An 18,812-nucleotide genomic window follows, 5' to 3' on the forward strand; every position below is an offset into this window, starting at 1 on the left:
GTCAAGGATTCCGGCTACCAGACCGTGCTCAACGAAGTGGCCGGGCATATCGCCGCGTTCAGTGAAAAGCTCGGTGAGTACACTGGTTTGCTGGCCCAGGAAAAGGTGGTCTACAAGCAATTGCATGATCGGGCGGACCAAGTGGTCAGCCGGGTCAACCAGGCGTACGACGCCGAAGACCAGTCGATGCAGGCGCAATTGAAGAAAAGCTCAATGCTGATTCTCGGTTCTTCGGCGCTGGCCTTGCTGGTGGGGTTGATGGCAGCGTGGGTGATCACCCGCTTGATCGTCGCGCCACTGCGCAGCGTGATTGCTGTGGCGCAGCGGATTGCCGCCGGCGATTTGAGCGGGCGCATGGAGGTCAGCCGTCGTGATGAAATCGGCCAGTTGATGCAGGCAATGCAACAGATGGGCAACGGCCTGAGCCAAATGGTCAGCGGCCTGCAAGCCGGTATCGAGCAACTGGCCAGCTCGGCGCATTCATTGTCCAGCGTCACCGAGCAAACCAATGTCGAAGTCAGCAGCCAGAAAGAAGAAACCGAACAGGTCGCCACGGCGATGAACCAGATGACCGCCACCGTGCACGACGTGGCGCGCAACGCCGAAGAGGCCGCGCAAGCCGCACAGACGGCAGACGACAAAGTCGAGAGCGGCCAGCAGGTGGTGCGCCAGAGTTTGCAGCGCATTGAATTGCTGGCGACCTCCAGCACCAGTGCCAGCGCCAGTATCGAAAGCCTGAGCGCCGAGATTCAGCATATCGGCACCGTGTTGAGTGTGATCAAAAGCGTGGCCGAACAGACTAACCTGCTGGCCCTCAACGCCGCCATCGAAGCCGCCCGAGCCGGCGAGCAGGGGCGCGGCTTTGCAGTGGTGGCTGATGAAGTGCGCGCGTTAGCCAAGCGCACCCAGCAATCCACCGAAGAAATCGAACGCCTGGTCAGTACGTTGCGCAGTGCTGCGCAATCTTCGGTGCAGCAGATCCAGCAAAGCGGCGAGTTGGTGAAACTGGCGGTCAGCGATGCGCTGGAAACTGAAAGTGCCCTGGGTAGCATCGCGGTGGCGGTGTCGCTGATCCAGCAGATGAACCAGCAGATTGCCGCGGCAGCCGAGGAGCAAAGCTCGGTGGCCGAAGAGATCAACCGCAGCGTCACCAGCATTCGCGCCAGTGCCGATCAGTCGGCACTGAGCATGCAGGGCAACGCCGCGTCGAGCATTCAACTGGCGCAGTTGGGCGCGGAACTCAAGGGTATGGTGGGGCACTTCCGCCTGTGATCGCCGCGCGCTTGCAGCGATCACAGGGGAGGGCGGTCAGGCGTTGTTGGCGAGGAAGGTCAGCAGGGCTTCGTTGACGAAGTCCGGGTTTTCCCTGGCGCTGATATGACCCGCTTCCGGAATCAGGATCAGGCTGCAGCCGATCAGGCCGGCCATCTCCTCGGACTCGGCGGGAGGGCGCGGCTTGTCTTGTTCGCCGCACATCACCAGCGTGGTGTCGGCGTCCAGGCGCGGCAACTGATCCAGCATGTCCTCACGACTGAAGATCAACCGACCCAGAGGCACGATGCTCTGCAACAGGCGTTCCTTGGAGTAGCCCTGCAATTGCTGGCGGAAATCCTGGTACAGCGCTGATTCACGGTCGATGCCCGGGCGGAAGAAAATCGGCGCAACCACATCCAGCAACGGCTCGGGGATGGCACCGGCATCTTCGATCATCTTGAATAGCGAGAAATAGTACTGGCGCGTGGCCTCCGGCTCGGCGCCCAAATAGGTGTCCATCAGCACCAGGCTGTTGATCCGCTCGGGCGCCAGCAGCGCCAGGCGTGCGCCCCACATGCCACCGACCGAAAGCCCCACCAGGTTGACCTGTGGAATATCCAGCTGGTCGAGCAGGGCCAGGGCCTGGCGTGCAAGGTCGTCGAGGGAGCGGGTTTGCGCAGGCAACGAGCCGGATTCACCATGGCCCCACAGCTCGGGCACGATCACCCGGTACTGTTGCGACAGTGCTTCGATCTGCGGCGCCCACATGTCGGCGTCCCACAGGTAGCTAGAACCCAGCAGGGCGACCGGGCCGGTACCCTGGTCCAGGTAGTGCAGCGGTTGTCCATCAATGACGGCGACAGGCATAGCGGGCCTCTGACTTCAGGGAGTAAGGGGCACTTTTTTACGCTAGTCGGGCGCGGGGGGATAGATGCAAAGTGATGGCATGTGGCGAACCGGGTTCGCCACAGAGGGAGGGGTAAATCAGTCGTAGATGACTTTCTTCTTCCACTCGGCGTCGGCATCCACCACTTTGAGGCCTTCGGTCAGTTCGTTGACCTCATCCTCGGCGGGCTTGCTGTTGGTCAGCACCGTGGAGTTGGCACGGGCCAGCTGGGCTTCCAGCTGTTGCAACTGTGCGCTGTAGATCACCGGCTCAGGCTGTTTACGCAGGTACTGCACGCCGCGCTCGAACGCCAGGCGTGCCTGGCCCGGCTGGCCTTGCTGAAGGGCGTGCTGGCCGAGGTTGTTGAAGAATTCGATGTGCAGCAACACCAGGATATGGCGGATCTCCCGAATCCAGTGCTTGGCCTCGTTGGCCGGCAGGAAGCCGTCCTGGGCGGCGCGAGTGACCTGGCCGTGCAGGGCTTCGAGCAGGAAACGCACGTCCTTGGCCTTGGCTTCGGTCTGGATCGGCGCGGGTGGATTGTTCACCGGGATCGATTCGCCCTGGGCCACCCGTGTATTCAGCTCGCCGATGCGGGCTTTCAGCGGTGCGCTGCCTTTGTTGAGGTTCAACAGGCGCTGGTTGACGTTGAGTTCCAATCGGGTCAGCAATAGTTTGAGCGCCGGGGTCATCAACTGGCCGGGGAAGGTCTCGGTGATTTCACCGCAACGGCGCAGGCGATCATTAAGCTCGATCTCGGTGCGCTTCTTTTCCAGCTTGTTGTTTTCCACCACGTGGTTCATATAGCCAATGGCGATCAGTATTGCAATCCCGGCTATTACCAGCAGGGTGATCATGAGTGGTGTCACCGGTGTGACCTCTTTATAGGGTTTACAGTGGAGTGTAGTGACTGGGGCATCCGGCGGATAGGACTGATCGACCAGTTGCCCGGGTAGTTTGCTTCTATGGAGATAGGCGCTCCCTGCATGGATGCACATTGCCATCATTTGCCGGAGCGAACTATAGCGCCTTGTCGGGCGCCAGAATATAGGCGTCAAAGCCCGAACGCGCGCAATCCGCCCGCAAGCCCAAAAAGCAGATCGAAGTCATTGATTTTAATAAATTAATCCTTGGGGGTTGACGACCTTTCAATCCATCCATAGAATGCGCGCCACTTAACGCGTAAAGCACACAGCGAAACGCGGTTAAGTAGTGAATGTTGTACGTGTGTCCCCTTCGTCTAGTGGCCTAGGACACCGCCCTTTCACGGCGGTAACAGGGGTTCGAGTCCCCTAGGGGACGCCAATATGCGGGAATAGCTCAGTTGGTAGAGCACGACCTTGCCAAGGTCGGGGTCGCGAGTTCGAGTCTCGTTTCCCGCTCCAAGTTTAAGCAGTGTGGCTCTCGGGCGGCACTGAGTGAAACCAGGGCATGATCTTCGGATCTAACCTCTGGACACTGAAATACACATCCTGTGTTTCAGTTGTGTGTCCCCTTCGTCTAGTGGCCTAGGACACCGCCCTTTCACGGCGGTAACAGGGGTTCGAGTCCCCTAGGGGACGCCATTTGCGGGAATAGCTCAGTTGGTAGAGCACGACCTTGCCAAGGTCGGGGTCGCGAGTTCGAGTCTCGTTTCCCGCTCCAATTTAAACAGTGTGGCCTTCGGGCGGCACTGAGTGAAACCAGGGCATGATCTTCGGATCTAACCTCTGGGCACTGAAACACACACTCTGTGTTTCAGTAGCGTGTCCCCTTCGTCTAGTGGCCTAGGACACCGCCCTTTCACGGCGGTAACAGGGGTTCGAGTCCCCTAGGGGACGCCATTTGCGGGAATAGCTCAGTTGGTAGAGCACGACCTTGCCAAGGTCGGGGTCGCGAGTTCGAGTCTCGTTTCCCGCTCCAATTCTTAATCTACAGATGCCCACCAAGGTCTGTAGAGTCTTGATTCCACAGAGGTTTTACTCTGTGGGTCATCCAGCGAAAGCTGCTGAAATCCACGCCTAGCCACGACTTTTTAGTACACGAAGTAGTACATGAAAAGTGGTCGCTGGGCGTTTCGGTTTCTTCCTGTGATGCCTTCACCGAGAACGGTACACCTCTCCTCATTGCATGATGGAGATGTGTCATGGCACTCACTGATACCGCCGTCCGCAAGGCAAAAGCCACGGGCAAAGACTATACCCTCAACGACTTGGATGGCCTGCTGCTCTTCGTGGGCATCAAGGGCGCGAAGAAGTGGCATTTCCGCTTTTCGTGGATGAGCAAGCAATTTCGCGTTGCCCTCGGGGCCTACCCTGAAATCTCCCTGAAAGAAGCCCGTGCCCTGGCGATGAGCTGCGCGTGCAGTTGGCCAAAGGCGTCGATCCGCGTGCCTATCGCCGTCAGGCGCAGGAGGCGGCAAGCGCGGCAGCCACCAACACCTTTCAGGCTGTCTTCACGTCGTGGCGCAGCTTCAAGGCCCTGAGCCTGAAGACGGGACGACAAAGCACGCTGTCGCAGATTGATCGTATTTTTGCCATGGACGTGTTGCCGTGGATTGGCGAACTGTCGATCTTCGAGGTTTCGCGCCAGCACTTGGTGGAAGTGCTGCGCAAGATTGAACGCCGCAACGCCCTGACCACGGCCGAAAAATGCCGCGCCTGGTTCAACCAGTTGTTGCGCTATGCCATGGTGGAAAAAGGCCTGACCAGCAACCCGGCGAGCGACCTGGACATCGTGGCGATCCCCAAGCCGCCAGTGACTCACAATCCTTTCCTGCGCATGGACGAGTTGCCCGCATTCCTGCGCACCTTGCGCCAGTACGGAGGGCGCTCCGCCACCCGGCTGGGCTTGTACCTGTTGCTGTTGACCGGTGTGCGAACAGGCGAACTGCGCTCGGCGGTGCCGGAGCAATTCGACTTGGAGCGCGGGCTGTGGATCATTCCGCCGATTCTGGTCAAGCAGCTGCAGGTTCGCCTGCGCAAGGAAAAAAAGACCATCCCTCCGTACATCGTGCCCCTGTCCCGACAGGCGGTGGTGATCGTGCGTCAGTTGTTGGAGGCCAGGCGCCCAGGACAACACTACCTGCTGCCGCACCGCGACGATATCAAGCAACGCACCAGCGAAAACACCCTGAACTCGGCGTTGCGGCGCATGGGCTACGAGTCCCAGCTGACTGGGCACGGCATTCGTGCCACCTTGTCGACGGCGCTCAATGAGTTGGGTTACCGCAAAGAGTGGATCGAGGTGCAGCTGTCCCACGCCGACCCTAACCAGATCCGTGCGGCCTACAATCATGCGGCCTACGTCGAGCAGCGGCGGACAATGATGCAGGCGTGGGCGGATCGTTTGGACCGCTGGGAGGCCGGTGGCGTGGTGAACGAGGAAAAGGCGCCGGTGCAGCCCGACAGCCTGGCGTTTATCGGCGCCTACCTCAAGGCGTTGGCCGATGGGCAGGTTATAGAGGTCGGCGAGCAATCGTTCGTGAGCGGTCTCCAGGACTTTCGATCAGGATGATCTGTCATCGTCCCAGATAGACCGCCGTGATCTGTATCCGCTCATGGCCCAGCTCGCGGCTGATGCTCTGGCGGGCCGCTTTGTCCTGGGCCTGCTGGGTGACGGAAAGGGTGCGTGATGCTGGCCCGCCAGCGGCGGGCGCCTTCCACCCTGTCAACGCTTCGTAACGTTCTTGCGCGTGGCGATGGCGCAGACCGTGCATATGGCTCAATCCTGCCGCTTTGCACTGCCCATCGTAGACATGGCGTTGCTGGATGTAGGTCTTGTGCGCCGGAATCAGAGAGCCGACTCCGGCGAATAGTTGAACTTGGTCAAGCAGTGCGCGTTGCTCCGCTGTCGTGACTGGTACGACGCGCTCACGTCCGCCCTTGGTCCATGACCCCTTGAGGGTGATGTGATCGCCGTGATCAGCGTAGCGTGGCTGGAACTTGATGGACTCCTCGCGTCGCAAACCAAATGCGGCTTGCAAGGCCAGGCTCATGCGCACATGGGGATCGCTCACGCGATCCAGGCCGTCACCCAGCCCCCGTGCTTTGTTGGCATGGGGCGCTGCGCGGCGCTCAGAAATGCCCAATCGGGTATTGTCGGCGGGAATCAGTCCTGCTTTGCCGATCTTCTCGGCCCACCAGCGCAGCTGGGCCAAACGGTTCTTCAAGGTGCCTGAAGACAACCCTTCGGCCTGCCAGCGTTCAATCAGCGTTTCGATATGCTTGCCCTTGAGCGAAGTGGCGCGCATCTGCCGAAAACCGGCCTCGCGCAATTGGTGAGCGATCAATGTGAGGCTGCGTTGGCGGTCGGCTTGTGTCGTGTGGCTGCCATCGCGGTTGCGCTGGCACAGTTGACGCAAGGTATAGGTGAGATCGTCCATAGTGCGCTCCATGGGGTGCTGCCAAGAAACAACACGTTTGGTTGTGGTGATAAACACCTCCAGTGGAGTGAGAGAGTGGAAGGCAGGCGACAGACATTGCGCCTGAATACGTTGCCGCAGACGAACGCGTGCCCAGGGCACGGAAGAGGGTTGAAGGCAAGGTGCTTGCCGTGGATGAACAGGGTTCCACCCCATGGGTAGGGGCGATGCGCAGCGTGGAACCGGGCGCATCTGGGATGGTTCCTCCCGAGGCGGGATAGCACTTTCAGGAACCTGTGCTCTGGGCAACCGGATGGGTACGGCATCGGCGAGTCAATCGCACGGTGTGACGCTTACTGCCCGCGCCAGGGGTTCCGGTGATGAGACCCACCGGCAGGTCGTTGCAGGCTCAGTGTGCAGGGCATCGTCATGCAGTGCCAAGTAAATAGGAACTGCGCGATGCCGCATTGTTGCGGGGCTGCTGGGGGCCGTCACTGCGGTGGCAGTGACGGCCATGCGCGCGAACCGCGTTGCGGTTCACTTGCCAGTGGCTGGTGAAGGGGGGGCTTAGATGCTGGAGGATTGTCGTATTGGGCTTCTATCCGTCGCTATCACGATGGCTCCAGCCCCATCCAGCGCCAGACGACTCTCTCACCATCCACGGTCGGCATCGGAACGCCATGCTCGATGACTTGCTTACTCCCCGGCTTATATTCACACACCCAGGCACCCGGATATGGACAGGGTTGCCCGCTGTTCGCACGCATGCCGCTGACGGTCCAGTGCCAGCGCACGACCCGGCCTTCGTGGGCGGGTAGCGGCTCGTTCAACTGAACATCGTGTGCGATGAAGCGGTCGCTTTCAACTTCCCAGCGTCCTGCGCGAGGAGCCGGATCATGGGTATTGGCATAGCGGGCAGGCTCTGGTGGTGTCTGATCAAGGTCACGCTGCCATGTCACCAAATCGTCTGTGGGCGCCGCATTGAGGCCTGGCATGATCTCGCCCTGTTTGAAGGCTCGCCGGGTTTCCGCCTGCCCTGGAACCAGCCACCATCCGGCTTGAATGCAAGCTGTGCCCGCTACCATACGAAGAGGTATTGGCGTAGAGGCTTGGACGGAAGGTATGGGCGATGGAGCAATGAAGCGCATTGTTGGCGTAGGCCAATCGCTGTCAGCGTCAAAGCGGGCCATCCAGCGACGGCTGTCAGCGTCAGTGAAACGCTCGTTGGGATCGCCGTCCCATTGGCCGAAGCCCAGCAATCCCAACTCATCGCAGCGGATAGGCTTGAGCATTTTGTTCAAGAGCATGGGCAGTTCGGGTACACCCTGTTCCACCGGATACAATTCTGGTTGTTCGCCCAGTTCGATCCATTGGCCGCTCTGTAATTCGGTGATGCTGATGCGTGGGTGAGACAGCGCCGTACGTACTTGCTCGCGGGTCAAGTCAAGTTTTTCGCGCCAGTGGTCGGCGAGCAGGAAGGCCCAGGTGGGGGGGCGGATGCCGTGGACCAGTTCACTGTTCATACTGAAGGCGTAGTCGATATCCAGGCCGAAGAAACTCGGGGTTAATGCCCGCTCCCAAGTGGTGATGGCTGATCGCGTACCAAATTCAAGCGGGTTGGCCATGGCGAAGCCACTGTAGACCTGATGCGCCTTGAGCAGGTCAATGGTCTTGAGCACAAAGCGGCGCCACACTTCGCGGTTGTCCAGCCACCATTGCCAGCGGTAATAGAACGTGATTGAGGAATAAGGATTATAACTACCTTCGTATTCTAAAAATGATGTTCGCCAGAAGTAACCTGCCGTTGTGGGTGACGTGGCATGGTTTTTTTCATCAGTGAAGTTAAAGACAAAAGTTTTATAGCTAGAAATTTTCCTCGCCTGTTCACGAAGATCTGGCAGACGTGTAGAGCCATATGGGTGTGGACGCTCCGAAATTGGATGGGTGCCAACGGTGTAAGGTTTGCCAAGGAGTTGTTCGAAGGCTTCGTGGATATCCACCATCATCAGCGCTGCTTCTTGGTGGTTATCTGGACCAGGGGGGAAGTAGAAACTGATAAAAGGGGTGACGCTGTGTCGAGCTTCGTCCGTACCCCAATCAGTGTTTGGCCACTCCTTGAGCTCTGCAATAAATTCATTACGCTCATCTTCATCAAACAATTTATGGGTAGTACTCACGTTCACCTCCTGTTTTTGGCGCCCTTGGATGTAGGGGGCTGTCTGTTCTCCGTTTCAGAGCCAGTGCAATCTTCCGGAACGCGCAGCAAGGCCACTTTCTCCCGCCCAATCCTTTCTCGGTTGACGCCAGTTTTGGGTCTCATCAGTCGCGCGTAATCGTTTATTTGTGTTTGTTTTACCCAATCCCCTGGAAACTTGATCTCGACCGCCGCAAATACATTTTCGATCTCAAACGGTTCCTGGCGGTATTCCACTATCACCAGATCAGGTGCCAGAGAGCGTGGGCGAGGCCAGAATGGCTGTATCGCGCTACCAAACCGTTTGGGGCGAGTTGCTGGATCGCCCAGCAACGCTTTTTGGCTGCTTTGGTTGTAATTCGGCTCGGCCTTGAGTGGGCTTCGCCACTCCAGCGCCTCGTCCACGGATTCAAAGAACAGCGAGGCCGTGAACTGCTTGAGTGCAACCTCAATCGTGGTTTCCACTCTGTCGCCAGCGATCTTCTTGCGAATGCGGCGTGGCACCTTGATCGGCATCTGTAGGGCAACTGTGCACACTTGGCTAATGGCTGGGCGAAAAGGCACTTTACGTTCGATGTATTCCTTGAAATTCAAGTTCTCCTTACCTCTGCGAGAAGCCGTGCTATTGCCGCCCCGGTCCACCGCGGCAAACGTGGAGCTTTTGACGTCGATTTCACGCGTCATTGCTTCGATAGTTGCTCGAAGCATTTTTTTAATCTGTTTTCTCCGCTCGTTAATCTCTACGGCGAGCTGGGCCAGCTCGGTGGCAGTTTTGGCGTTTTCATAAGCCTGGTTTGCTCGGTAGGCCTTATAGGCTCTGTCGATAACGTGAGCGAGAGTACGGGCAATGGGGGCTACTGGCATCAGTCGAGGTCTCCACTGTGCTGAGCAAGAAAGTCATCAGGAAAAATGGCCTTGGTCTCTACGGGTGGGGCTTCATCATCGAAAGCCATCAGATAGGGTTGCCAGGTTTCGGTGATTCGCTGATCGTCGCGCATGATTGCCTTATGGGCCTGCACGGATTTGGATGCCTCGGTAACAGTCCAGTCAGTTCCCCCTTGGGGGCAGGTGAGGCCTTCGGTGAGTAGGGTGGCGCCATCAGTGATGCGATATCGATAGCCCGCGAAAGCACGTTGATCGTTCTTCAGCAACGTGTAACGTCCCAGGAATGCTCCAAGCGGTGCGGGAGGCGATTGTGGACTGCCAAGCGGATTGCCCGTACCGATTGCATCTGTGGTGACGGGGCCTTTGATCTTGATGGTCAGCCCATCAAGGGTAATGCCATCGCTATCAATCGTGATGCTGCCACCGGGGGCTCTCAGAACAATGCGTTCGCCCGATGTGACATCGAACACTGTCGTTTTTTGCTCAATGCGTTGCCCAGCGGACAGGCAGTAGTGGTTCCGGACTGATTGCTCAGCACTGCCGCCGATCTGGATGTTATGGTCAGCGGCAATTTTATCATGCCGGTTGTTGGCAATTTCCTCGACTCGGTCCCCGCCGACGCTGGTGTGATGATTGCGCCCCAGCATTTGAATTCGATCACGGCCCACCTCCAGATGCTGGTCCTGAACAATAGCTATGCGCTCATCGTTACCTACTCGCTCGCTGCGGTTACGACCAATTTCAACCTGCTCGTCGTGTTCGACCTTCTCGCTTCGGTCGTTACCCACGTAGGTGGTGTTGTTGTGCTTGATGTGGACGTTCTTGTCTTTTTCGGCATGGATATAAACTTCTTCCTTCCCCAGCTCATCCTCAAAGCGCAGCTCATTGAAACCTTCGCCTTTATGGGTTCGGCTCTTGATGGTCATTCGAGTCTTGTGTTTGGGCAGCGCGTAAGGCGGCAGGTTGGTCTGCCTGTACGCGGTTCCAGTGGCGATCGGCTGATCAGGATCTCCATCCAGGTGGCTGATCACTAACTCCTGACCCACACGTGGGATGGCCATCGAGCCCCAAGTCGCCCCGGCCCAGCCTTGGGTCACTCGAATCCAGCACGAGCTGTGGTCGTTGTTTTTGTCCGAGCGATCCCACGGAAACTGCACCTTGACCCGGCCCCATTCATCGCAATAGATCTCCTCACCCGGTGGGCCGACTACCGTGGCGATCTGTGGGCCGTCGATGCAGGGTTTGTCGCATAGCGGCGCCTTCCAGTCGGAGGTCCAGCGGATGGCGCTGGCCCTCAACGTGTAAGACGTACCGAGGCCGCTACCAAACGATTCTTCCTGCAAGCTGGTGTGTTGCGTGCCTTCGTGCTCGATGGCGATGGTGCGCCAGCGATCATTGAAGTCCTCACGCGGATGGTCGTTGAGGTCGAACGCCAACCCCGGTTGCAGGCGTTCATCGTCGCCCTCCAAATGAGCCAGCTTGGCGTCGTTGCGCAGGGCGGTCAGGCGGGTCTTGGTAAAGGGCTTGCCAGCGATGTCGCGTTTGTAGCGCCCGGGATAGTCGTAGCGTTCGTAGTCCTTGTGCTGGTTGTTCAGGTCCTGGTCGCCGGTGGCGGTGTGTTGCTGGTTGTAGCGTGGGTGGGTGAAGGTGTAGTCGCGCTGCACCTGGCGCGCAGTACGCACTTGTTCGGTGTAGTGGAAGCGGGTCAATGCCGGTTCCAGGGCGTCGCCGCCGCTCATGGGCTGGTAGATCACCGGGCAATTGGTGTGCGTGCCGATGGTGCCCAGGCCGCCGACGCGGTCGGTGAGGACCAGGGTGTGGCCGTCGGCGCGGTGTTCGAAGGTGTAGAGCAGGCCTTCTTCGGCGGCGAGGCGGGCGATGAAATCGAGGTCGGTTTCGCCTGCCTGTACGCAGTATTCGCGGGGATGAACTCCAGCACATGCTGGTACCTGGCCGCTTCGGGGATCATGTTGTTCATAACGGTAAAGAATTTTTCGCCGCCCCATGTCTCCTCATGAAACTGACTGAGCAGTGAGCGTGCACTCCAAGTGGAGGACTTGCCCCAGGTAGTGCTCATGACTACCTCATCCAACAACAGGCACAGGCTGTAGGAGTAGGCCTTGAGCATGCCGGCGTCGTAGTCGAGCTGGTTGACTTCTTCCATGATTGTGGTGATCTGGTTGCTGACGCTTTGGTACAGAGCGGGCACGTCGTCGTGTCGGTCCAAACGACGCAGGCGGATGACCAACCCGATCAGGGGCGTGGCGGCATCGCACAGCGGGTTCCAGGCCAGGCCACGCATATCGAATTCGGGATCTGCGAGCAGAGGTTCAGGTTTGGTGCCAGTAGACGTCGGCTCAAGGGTATTTTCGGGCGAGGTGGCAGGTGTTGGTTCTGTGTGGGTGGCTCTGTTCGATATGGCGTCACTCATCGCGTGCACTCTATCTATCTATCTATCTCTTTGGTTGAGAGTTGCAACGCCAGTCCTGCATGGAAGTTCGCTGCTGACGCGACTCTAGGCAGACAAGATTTGGCACTTCAATAGGGCGCGGACGATCAAGAGCCGTCCTACAATTGCTGGTGCAATAGGCTGTCAGTTTTGACTGTCCTTTGCGGGCGTCTTTCAGCGGTTGATGTGAGTGGGTTGGGCATACTCCGCATGGCGCTCCACGGACACACCTGGACTGCTGACTATCGGCCTTTCACGTGGGATTGTCAGCTTTGTCGAAGTAGTACACAATGTAGCCCGTCAACCAACGAGGCGTACCTAAAACCTCTTGGGAATCAAGGAATTGCGCGGGAAACGAGTGTCTCGTTTCCCGCTCCATATTCAACAAAAACGCCGATCAGTAATGATCGGTGTTTTTGTTTGTGCGTAATATGTGAAGTCACGCTGGCGTTCAATGCACCGGCAACGCCTCCTGCCCAGGCGTGAAAAACCGTGCAAATAACTCGGCTTGAGACTTGATGCTCAGCTTGTTGTAGAGGTTGCGACGGTGAACTTTGATGGTCTCTGCCGACAGGCTCAGCTTGCCGGCAATCTCTTTGTTGGGAAAACCACTCAACAGTAACCGGAGCACATCTTTTTCGCGCGCAGTGATGCGCCGAGTTGCGTGATCGCCTCAGACCATGGTGGCGGTTCGGCCTGGCTTTTTTGCGCATCACTCTCAAAGCACATGCATTGATGCATCAACGCCATCACCCAGGGCTTGATCATCTCCAGCGTCGTGATTTGCCGCGGGCTGTATCGCACGTTGCTGCCCAGTGAAATGCACAGCGTTCTGTCGGCGTCGAGCTGCACGTTGTACTGCACCTCATCCACGCTGACGTACTGGGCGAAATACTGGTGGTAATACTCGGTGGTCAGAAAGTGCTCCGGCGTGATGTCGGACAGATGGAAAAGCCATTCTAGGTCAAGGCCGCCCTGGGTGAGGGCGCCCCGGTGGGCAGTTGGGACCTGATCTTCAAGGAAGAGAACATCAGCCAGCTCAAGTCATGTGGCGTGGCGATGCTCGACTCGCCGAGTGAAATCATTTCGATCGCCCTGCTTTACCTCGGGCTGCCGAGCAACAGCCAGAACCCTGAGGATTATCAGAAAGCTCTGGCACTGCTGCTGAAGGTCCGCCCTTACGTCCTCTACTTCGACTCGTCCAGGACTGACGCTGACTTGGCCGACGGCAATATTTGCGTGGTGGTGGGCTGGAAGAGCGGGGCGCTGACGGCGCCATCAATGAGAAAAACAACACCGACCGCAAGATTGCCTACAGCCTACCGCGTGAGGGCGGGTTGGTGGGGTCGGAAAACTTTGTGCTGCTCAAGGATGCGCCGCATGCCAAGCAGGGGCTGGCATTCATCAACTACATGCTGGACCCGCAAGTGATTGAGATCGGCCACTGTACGCCCGAACAAGCCTGGGTCATGTATTACGTCTCGACGGGCATGGTACGTGAGTACATTACGCGGACGGTGATGGAGCATATCGGCCGACGCAACCGCGCGTTGCTGCTGGAGTTTCCGGAGCTTGCCCGGACCGAGAAGAGCTCCCGCTTCTTGCTGCCGCTCTAACCGAATGCCAGTCAGTGATGATCGGCATTTTTGTGCGCGCGCCGGTTCGCCGCTTTGGCCAGGCGCAACGTAGCCTCGCGGATCTCTTCCTGGTTCAGCGAGGCGAAACCCAGGCGCAACGCATTTTCTGCTTGGTCCATCGGCGAAAACTGCCGGCCGCTGCGTACGACCAGACCGTGGTCAAGGGCCGCGCCTACCATCTGGTCAACATCGATTGCATCGTCGAAGCGTACCCATAGCGCCAGGCCGCCTTCCGGCTCGCGCACCCGGATCCGATCACCAAACGCTTCATGCAGGCAGCCCTGCAAGGTTTCACGGCGGGCGCGGTATTCCTTCGACACCCGGCGCAGATGTTTCTTCAGTTCGCCGTCGTTGATCAGGTCGGCGAGCATCTTTTGTGCGACTGCATCGGCATCACCCAGCATCGATGCGGCGTTGCTGTGCAGGGCTTCTACCACCTGCGTGGGCGCCACCACATAACTGCAGCGAAACGTCGAGCCGAGAGCCTTGGATAGCGAGCCGACATAAATCACATGGCGCTGCGCACGATCACTGGCCAGGGGCAGGTAGGGCCGCCCGTTGAAGTGATATTCGTGGTCGTAATCTTCTTCGATGATGCAGAACTCATGCAGCGCCGCCAGCGCCAGCAACTGTTGCCGCCGTGCCGCGTGCAGGCTTACGGTGGTGGGGAACTGATGGTGCGGCGTGAGATAGATCATCCGCACCTTATGCTCGCGACACAGGCGACCGATCTGGTCCGTGCGACAGCCTTCTTCGTCGATGTCCACCGTGACCAGTTGCGCACCCAGCTTACGGAAAATTTCCCACGCCGGTGGGTAGCTCAGCCGTTCCACCAGCACCACGTCGCCGGGTTTGAGCAACAGGCTGGCGGTCAGGTACAGCGACATCTGGGTGCCTTGGGTCAGGCAGATGTTTTCGGCGCTGACCGTCAACCCACGGTTGTTGCGCAGCATTTCGGCCAGGGCGCAGCGCAAATGGTAGCCGGTGCCTTCGCTGCCGTAGCGCAGGGTATTGGATGCGAAGCTGTTGCGCAAGGCGTTGCGGTAGTAGCGATGCAGCACAGCTTGGGGCAACAGGCGGTGGTCGCTGGTGCCGTTATCGAAAAACAGCGCGTCATGCCGATGGTTCAGCGCCGTCACCTGGGCGTTTTGGGCGAAATAGGGCGCGGCTGCCCGCGTCAGGATGGGCGGAGCGAAGGACGCTTGCGCGCGGCTTGGCAGTTGCTTGGCCGTCAATTGCGCATTGACGAAGGTTCCGCGTCGCGGCTCGCTGACCAGCCAGCCTTTGGTCATAGCCTCTTCGTAGGCCAGGATCACGGTCTTGCGGTTGACGTCGAGCAACTGCGCCATCTCCCGTGTGCCCGGTAGCAAGGTGCCGGGCGGCAATCGCCCTTCAACGATTGCGGTCACCAGGCCTTCGGCAATCTTGCGATAGGACGCCTGGCGCGCGCTGTCGTCCAGCTTGAGCAGCGGGCGCCATTTGCGCATCTGGACCATCTGAAGTATCCAAAACTGGAGGTTTTAATGGACCTAGTCTAGCGCAACAATCAAGCCTCACTCACCCCGAGGTTGTTATGAACACACGTCATGTCATCGAACTGTCCCCCTCGGGGAAAACCTTTGAAGCCGGTGACGAGTTGTTGCTGGATGCGATGCTGGCCAACGGTCTGTCGGTGCCGTTTTCCTGCCGACGAGGCGCCTGTGGCTCATGCAAGGTGGTGGTTGCAGAAGGGGAGTACCGGGCCAAGCACTTGGTGCCGGATGCCCCCGCGCCGTGTTATCCGTTGGCAGTCAATGAAATGCTGTTGTGCCAAAGCCACGCCTGCAGCGACATGCGCCTGGAAATCCCCGGTTGGTCGCTGGATACGCCTGCGCTGGTGGTCGAGGCGCAGGTCATGAGCAAACGCGCACTGAGCCCCGACATCATTGAACTGGTGGTGATGCCGGACAGGCCGCTGGCGGTGCGGGCGGGCCAGTACCTCAAGTTCCGCCTGGTCGACGGCGACTCGCGGTGTTTCTCGATCGCCAACCTGCCGGCCGAAGATGATGGCCGACTGGTTTTTCAGATTCGCCGGGTGAGCGGCGGGTTGTTTTCCGAGACGCTCCTGGGCGACCTGGAGGCCAGCGATCTAGTGCAACTGGAAGGGCCTTTTGGTGCCTGTACCTGGCAGGACAACGACGATGCTTCCGTGGTCCTGTTCGCCACGGGCACCGGCTACGCGGGCATCAAGCCGATTCTGCTGACGGCCTTCGCGCGTGATGTGGACGTGACCTTTTACTGGGGCGGCGGGCAGCCGACAGATTTCTATGACCGCGTGTTCCTGGACCAATCGGTCATTGACCACCCGCGCTTTCACTGGCACCCGGTGTTGGCGTCCCAAGGACGTGTGCAGGAAGTTGCATTGAATCACGGGCACGACTGGGAAACTGCCCAGGTGTATGCCTGCGGGAACGGCGCAATGATCAGTCAGGTGCGTACGGAGTGCCTGGACGCGGGTTTACCTGGCCATCGATTTGTCGCGGAAGCCTTTGTGCCCAGTGGTCGTTCCAGTGCCAACACGACGCCCAAGGCGCTGCACCCGATCTGGGAGAAAGTCGGCCCACGTTACTCACTCGACGGCATGCTGGCGGCCCGTGACCAATCCATCCGCGCCCTGGCGGCGATTGCCAGCCGGCTGCAGGTGGGCATGACCACCGGCGAAGCCCTTGATATGGCCGCCGAACAATTGCTGGCCATGGGCGCGTCCCACACGTGGCATCCGACCTACATCCGTTTCGGCGACGATACGGTGCGCCCACCTCGCGAAGGCATTGACCGCCAGCGCAGACTGCGCGCCACCGACATTGTCGTGGTCGACCTGGGCCCGGTGTGGGACGGTTACGAGGGTGACTACGGCGATACCTTTGTATTCGGTGACGCGCCGCTGCACCTGGCGTGCAGGACCGCTGTGCACCAAGTGTTCGACGAAACCCGCGAAGCCTGGCTACAGGGGCTCACCGGTCGGGAACTCTATGACTTCGCCGAGCAGAGCGCCGTGGCAAAAGGCTGGAGGCTGGCGCGCAACCTCGCAGGGCACCGTCTCGCGGATTTCCCCCACGCGTTGTTCGAGAGCAAGGTGTTGGCGGACTTGGAAATCCCACCGAGTGAAATGGCCTGGGTCCTGGAAATCCAGCTGTGCCATCCTAAGGAACCGGTGGGTGGTTTTTTCGAGGACATGTTGATGCTGCGAGCCTGAAGAGCCCGCCGTTGCGGCGGGCTGCTTTTTATCAGAGCTTCGGCAGTTGGCCGATACGGCCCATCATTTCGGTGACGATCTGCAGGTCCAGCAGGAACTGGTCGACGGTCTTGAACTCGTTGTCGGTGTGCCCGGTGTACTTCACTTCCGGGCGCGCCAGGCCGAACTGCACGCCGTTGGGCAGTTCATGCACGGACGTCGCGCCGGCCGAGGTGCCGAACTTGTGTTTCATGCCCAGGTTTTCGGTGGACACTGCCAGCAGGGCCTTGACCCATTCGCCTTCAGGGTTACGGTACATCGGCTCCGCGACCGAGTAGGTGAAGCCCACCTTGACCTTGGATTGCTTGTCCCAGGCGCTCAGCTTGTCGGCGATCTCGGCTTTGAGTTTTTCCGGTGACTTGCCCTTCGGCACGCGCAGGTTCACGGCCAGCTTGAAGGCTTTGTCATCCAGGCCAACAAAGGTCAACGAAGTGGTCAGCGGCCCCATGAACTCGTCGGAGAAGCCCACGCCCAGCTTGCCACCCAGGTAGTCCAGGCTCCAGTTGTCGGACGCATACCGTGCGGCGTCGGTGATGTGGTTGTGCTTGAGGGCGATCTTGCCGTCGACGCTGTGGATCAGCTCCAGCATGCGCGCCACCGGGTTGACCCCGGATTCCGGCTCGGAGGAGTGAGCGGACACACCGGTGACGGTCAGCTTGACGTCTTTGCCGTCGACCTTGGCGGCCACTTCAAAATCGCCACCGTTGTTCTTGGCGTATGCAGTACCGGCCTTTTGCAGGCTGGCAGCCAATTCGGCAGGCTTGTCGCTGACGAACGTCGCCACCGAGGCCGACGGAATCTGGTTGGTGGCCATGCCGCCGGTCATCGAAATGATTTCCGCGCCTTTGCCTTCACCCTTGCGACGCGGGAAGGTTGCCATCACCGTGCCGTAGCCTTTCTCGGCAATCACCACCGGGTAGCCGCCATCCAGCGCCAGGTTGTACTGCGGTGTCGGATTTTTTTCGAAATAATACGGAATCGCGTCGCCGGAGGTTTCTTCGGTGGTGTCCACCAGCAGCTTGAAGTTGCGCGCCAGCGGCAGCTTCTCTTCCTTGATCACCTTCATGGCGTACATCGCCACTACGATGCCGTTTTTGTCATCCTCGGTGCCACGGCCGTACATGCGGTCGCCGATCAGCGTGACCTTGAACGGGTCGAGCTTGGTGCCGTCTTTGAGCACCCAGTTTTCCGGCGTCACCGGCACTACGTCGGCGTGGGCGTGGATGCCGACCACTTCGTCACCGCTGCCTTCCAGGGAAATTTCGTACACACGGTTGTCGATATTGCGAAAGGTCAGGTTGAAGGCCTTGGCCAGTGCCTCGATCTTGCCGGCGATCTTGATGAATTCCGGGTTTTTGTACTGCGGCAGACCGTCGACGTTGAACGTCGGGATTTCCACCAGCTCGCGCAGGGTTTCGGTGGCGGCCTTGCCGTACTTCACTCGGGTGTAGATACCCAGCAGGCGATTGATCTCGTTCTGCTGATCCGCGCTCAAGGTTTTGTTATCAAGAAACGCACTGATCGCCGGGCCCACCTCACTGGTCTTGCCCAGGTCGCCCTTGGCCAGGGTGCCGAGAAAACCACGGAAGTCGGTGACGGAGGTTTCGTTGAAACGCTTCAGAATCGCTGTGCTTTGGTCTGGAGTGATGTTGGCGAAAGCGGGGCTGGTGATGGCCGAAAGGCTCGCTGCGAACAGGGTGGCAGCCGCCAATTGCTTGAGTGGAAAGTGCATGGAGAGACGCATTCCTTTGCAGGTAGTAAGTGGGAAGTTTCTGATCAAACTGTCAGAAACATTTCCACACACTACCACTGCGAAGGCGTGGGAGGGGAGATGCGAATGAAGGAAATATCGTACTTCAATAAAAAACGCCGCGTCTTCATGAGCGGCGTT

General features: G+C 59.0%; 10 protein-coding genes, 6 tRNA genes and 5 pseudogenes. 11 read left to right on the top strand and 10 right to left on the bottom strand.

Annotated elements, in window-relative coordinates:
* Window positions 1–258: 258 nt before the first annotated feature.
* A pseudogene (locus LVW35_RS29080) lies at window positions 259–414 on the top strand (HAMP domain-containing protein); the annotation flags it as partial.
* 15 nt (window positions 415–429) lie between these two features.
* Window positions 430–1,272, top strand: coding sequence for a methyl-accepting chemotaxis protein (locus LVW35_RS29085; protein ID WP_442799669.1), 843 nt, complete (start codon window positions 430–432; stop codon window positions 1,270–1,272).
* Between the two features lie 36 nt (window positions 1,273–1,308).
* On the opposite strand, the gene LVW35_RS08930 is transcribed toward LVW35_RS29085, so the two are convergent.
* Both LVW35_RS08930 and LVW35_RS08935 read right to left on the bottom strand, forming a co-directional pair.
* Window positions 1,309–2,121, bottom strand: a complete 813-nt coding sequence (locus LVW35_RS08930) for an alpha/beta fold hydrolase (protein WP_233894896.1) — start codon at window positions 2,119–2,121, stop codon at window positions 1,309–1,311.
* A 117-nt stretch (window positions 2,122–2,238) separates the two neighbouring features.
* On the bottom strand, window positions 2,239–3,009 hold the full coding sequence (locus LVW35_RS08935) for a hypothetical protein (protein WP_442799629.1): 771 nt from the start codon (window positions 3,007–3,009) through the stop codon (window positions 2,239–2,241).
* A 360-nt stretch (window positions 3,010–3,369) separates the two neighbouring features.
* On the opposite strand from LVW35_RS08935, the gene LVW35_RS08940 reads away from it, so the two are divergent.
* The 7 genes and pseudogenes from LVW35_RS08940 to LVW35_RS08970 all read left to right on the top strand — a co-directional run.
* Window positions 3,370–3,445: transfer RNA gene (locus LVW35_RS08940), tRNA-Glu, on the top strand.
* Window positions 3,446–3,449: 4 nt separating this feature from the next.
* Window positions 3,450–3,525 (top strand) — tRNA-Gly (locus LVW35_RS08945).
* A gap of 104 nt (window positions 3,526–3,629) precedes the next feature.
* A tRNA-Glu gene (locus LVW35_RS08950) sits at window positions 3,630–3,705 on the top strand.
* 3 nt (window positions 3,706–3,708) lie between these two features.
* A tRNA-Gly gene (locus LVW35_RS08955) sits at window positions 3,709–3,784 on the top strand.
* Between the two features lie 103 nt (window positions 3,785–3,887).
* A tRNA-Glu gene (locus tag LVW35_RS08960) sits at window positions 3,888–3,963 on the top strand.
* Between the two features lie 3 nt (window positions 3,964–3,966).
* Window positions 3,967–4,042 (top strand) — tRNA-Gly (locus tag LVW35_RS08965).
* Between the two features lie 223 nt (window positions 4,043–4,265).
* Window positions 4,266–5,494, top strand: a pseudogene (locus tag LVW35_RS08970) (tyrosine-type recombinase/integrase); the annotation flags it as partial.
* A 145-nt stretch (window positions 5,495–5,639) separates the two neighbouring features.
* Here the strand turns inward: LVW35_RS08970 and LVW35_RS08975 are convergent.
* From LVW35_RS08975 to LVW35_RS09000, 6 genes and pseudogenes are all read right to left on the bottom strand, one after another.
* Window positions 5,640–6,503: a phage integrase N-terminal domain-containing protein gene (locus LVW35_RS08975; protein WP_233894900.1), complete on the bottom strand. Its 864-nt coding sequence runs from the start codon at window positions 6,501–6,503 to the stop codon at window positions 5,640–5,642.
* 590 nt (window positions 6,504–7,093) lie between these two features.
* On the bottom strand, window positions 7,094–8,659 hold the full coding sequence (locus LVW35_RS08980) for a type VI immunity family protein (RefSeq protein ID WP_233894902.1): 1,566 nt from the start codon (window positions 8,657–8,659) through the stop codon (window positions 7,094–7,096).
* Between the two features lie 2 nt (window positions 8,660–8,661).
* Window positions 8,662–9,540: a VRR-NUC domain-containing protein gene (locus tag LVW35_RS08985; RefSeq protein ID WP_233894904.1), complete on the bottom strand. Its 879-nt coding sequence runs from the start codon at window positions 9,538–9,540 to the stop codon at window positions 8,662–8,664.
* A pseudogene (locus tag LVW35_RS08990) lies at window positions 9,540–11,429 on the bottom strand (type VI secretion system Vgr family protein); the annotation flags it as partial. The gene LVW35_RS08985 and the pseudogene LVW35_RS08990, both read right to left, overlap by 1 nt.
* The gene (icmH, locus tag LVW35_RS08995; RefSeq protein WP_233894906.1) at window positions 11,312–11,992 is read right to left on the bottom strand and encodes a type IVB secretion system protein IcmH/DotU; all 681 of its coding nucleotides are present in this window, start codon (window positions 11,990–11,992) and stop codon (window positions 11,312–11,314) included. The pseudogene LVW35_RS08990 and the gene icmH, both read right to left, overlap by 118 nt.
* 469 nt (window positions 11,993–12,461) lie before the next feature.
* Window positions 12,462–12,961: pseudogene (locus tag LVW35_RS09000) on the bottom strand (response regulator transcription factor); the annotation flags it as partial.
* Window positions 12,962–12,973: 12 nt separating this feature from the next.
* Here LVW35_RS09000 and LVW35_RS09005 point away from each other — a divergent pair.
* Window positions 12,974–13,443: pseudogene (locus tag LVW35_RS09005) on the top strand (extracellular solute-binding protein); the annotation flags it as partial.
* A gap of 194 nt (window positions 13,444–13,637) precedes the next feature.
* On the opposite strand, the gene pdxR reads toward LVW35_RS09005, so the two are convergent.
* Window positions 13,638–15,143 carry a MocR-like pyridoxine biosynthesis transcription factor PdxR gene (gene pdxR, locus LVW35_RS09010; protein WP_233894908.1) on the bottom strand — a complete coding sequence of 502 codons (1,506 nt, stop codon included), beginning with the start codon at window positions 15,141–15,143 and terminating at the stop codon, window positions 13,638–13,640.
* Between the two features lie 77 nt (window positions 15,144–15,220).
* On the opposite strand from pdxR, the gene LVW35_RS09015 reads away from it, so the two are divergent.
* A complete protein-coding gene (locus LVW35_RS09015; RefSeq protein ID WP_233894910.1) occupies window positions 15,221–16,882 on the top strand; it encodes a M24 family metallopeptidase in 1,662 nt (553 codons plus the stop codon).
* 31 nt (window positions 16,883–16,913) lie between these two features.
* On the opposite strand, the gene LVW35_RS09020 is transcribed toward LVW35_RS09015, so the two are convergent.
* Window positions 16,914–18,653: a dipeptidase gene (locus LVW35_RS09020; RefSeq protein ID WP_233894911.1), complete on the bottom strand. Its 1,740-nt coding sequence runs from the start codon at window positions 18,651–18,653 to the stop codon at window positions 16,914–16,916.
* Window positions 18,654–18,812: the final 159 nt, after the last annotated feature.

Source organism: Pseudomonas sp. HN11, from assembly GCF_021390155.1.
GTDB lineage: Bacteria > Pseudomonadota > Gammaproteobacteria > Pseudomonadales > Pseudomonadaceae > Aquipseudomonas.

Coding starts and splice junctions, on each gene's coding strand:
- LVW35_RS29085 (WP_442799669.1), top strand. CDS start 430: ATGGTCAGCGGCCTGCAAGCCGGTATCGAGCAACTGGCCAGCTCGGCG.
- LVW35_RS08930 (WP_233894896.1), bottom strand. CDS start 2,121: ATGCCTGTCGCCGTCATTGATGGACAACCGCTGCACTACCTGGACCAG.
- LVW35_RS08975 (WP_233894900.1), bottom strand. CDS start 6,503: ATGGACGATCTCACCTATACCTTGCGTCAACTGTGCCAGCGCAACCGC.
- LVW35_RS08985 (WP_233894904.1), bottom strand. CDS start 9,540: ATGCCAGTAGCCCCCATTGCCCGTACTCTCGCTCACGTTATCGACAGA.
- icmH (WP_233894906.1), bottom strand. CDS start 11,992: ATGAGTGACGCCATATCGAACAGAGCCACCCACACAGAACCAACACCT.
- pdxR (WP_233894908.1), bottom strand. CDS start 15,143: ATGGTCCAGATGCGCAAATGGCGCCCGCTGCTCAAGCTGGACGACAGC.
- LVW35_RS09015 (WP_233894910.1), top strand. CDS start 15,221: ATGAACACACGTCATGTCATCGAACTGTCCCCCTCGGGGAAAACCTTT.
- LVW35_RS09020 (WP_233894911.1), bottom strand. CDS start 18,653: ATGCACTTTCCACTCAAGCAATTGGCGGCTGCCACCCTGTTCGCAGCG.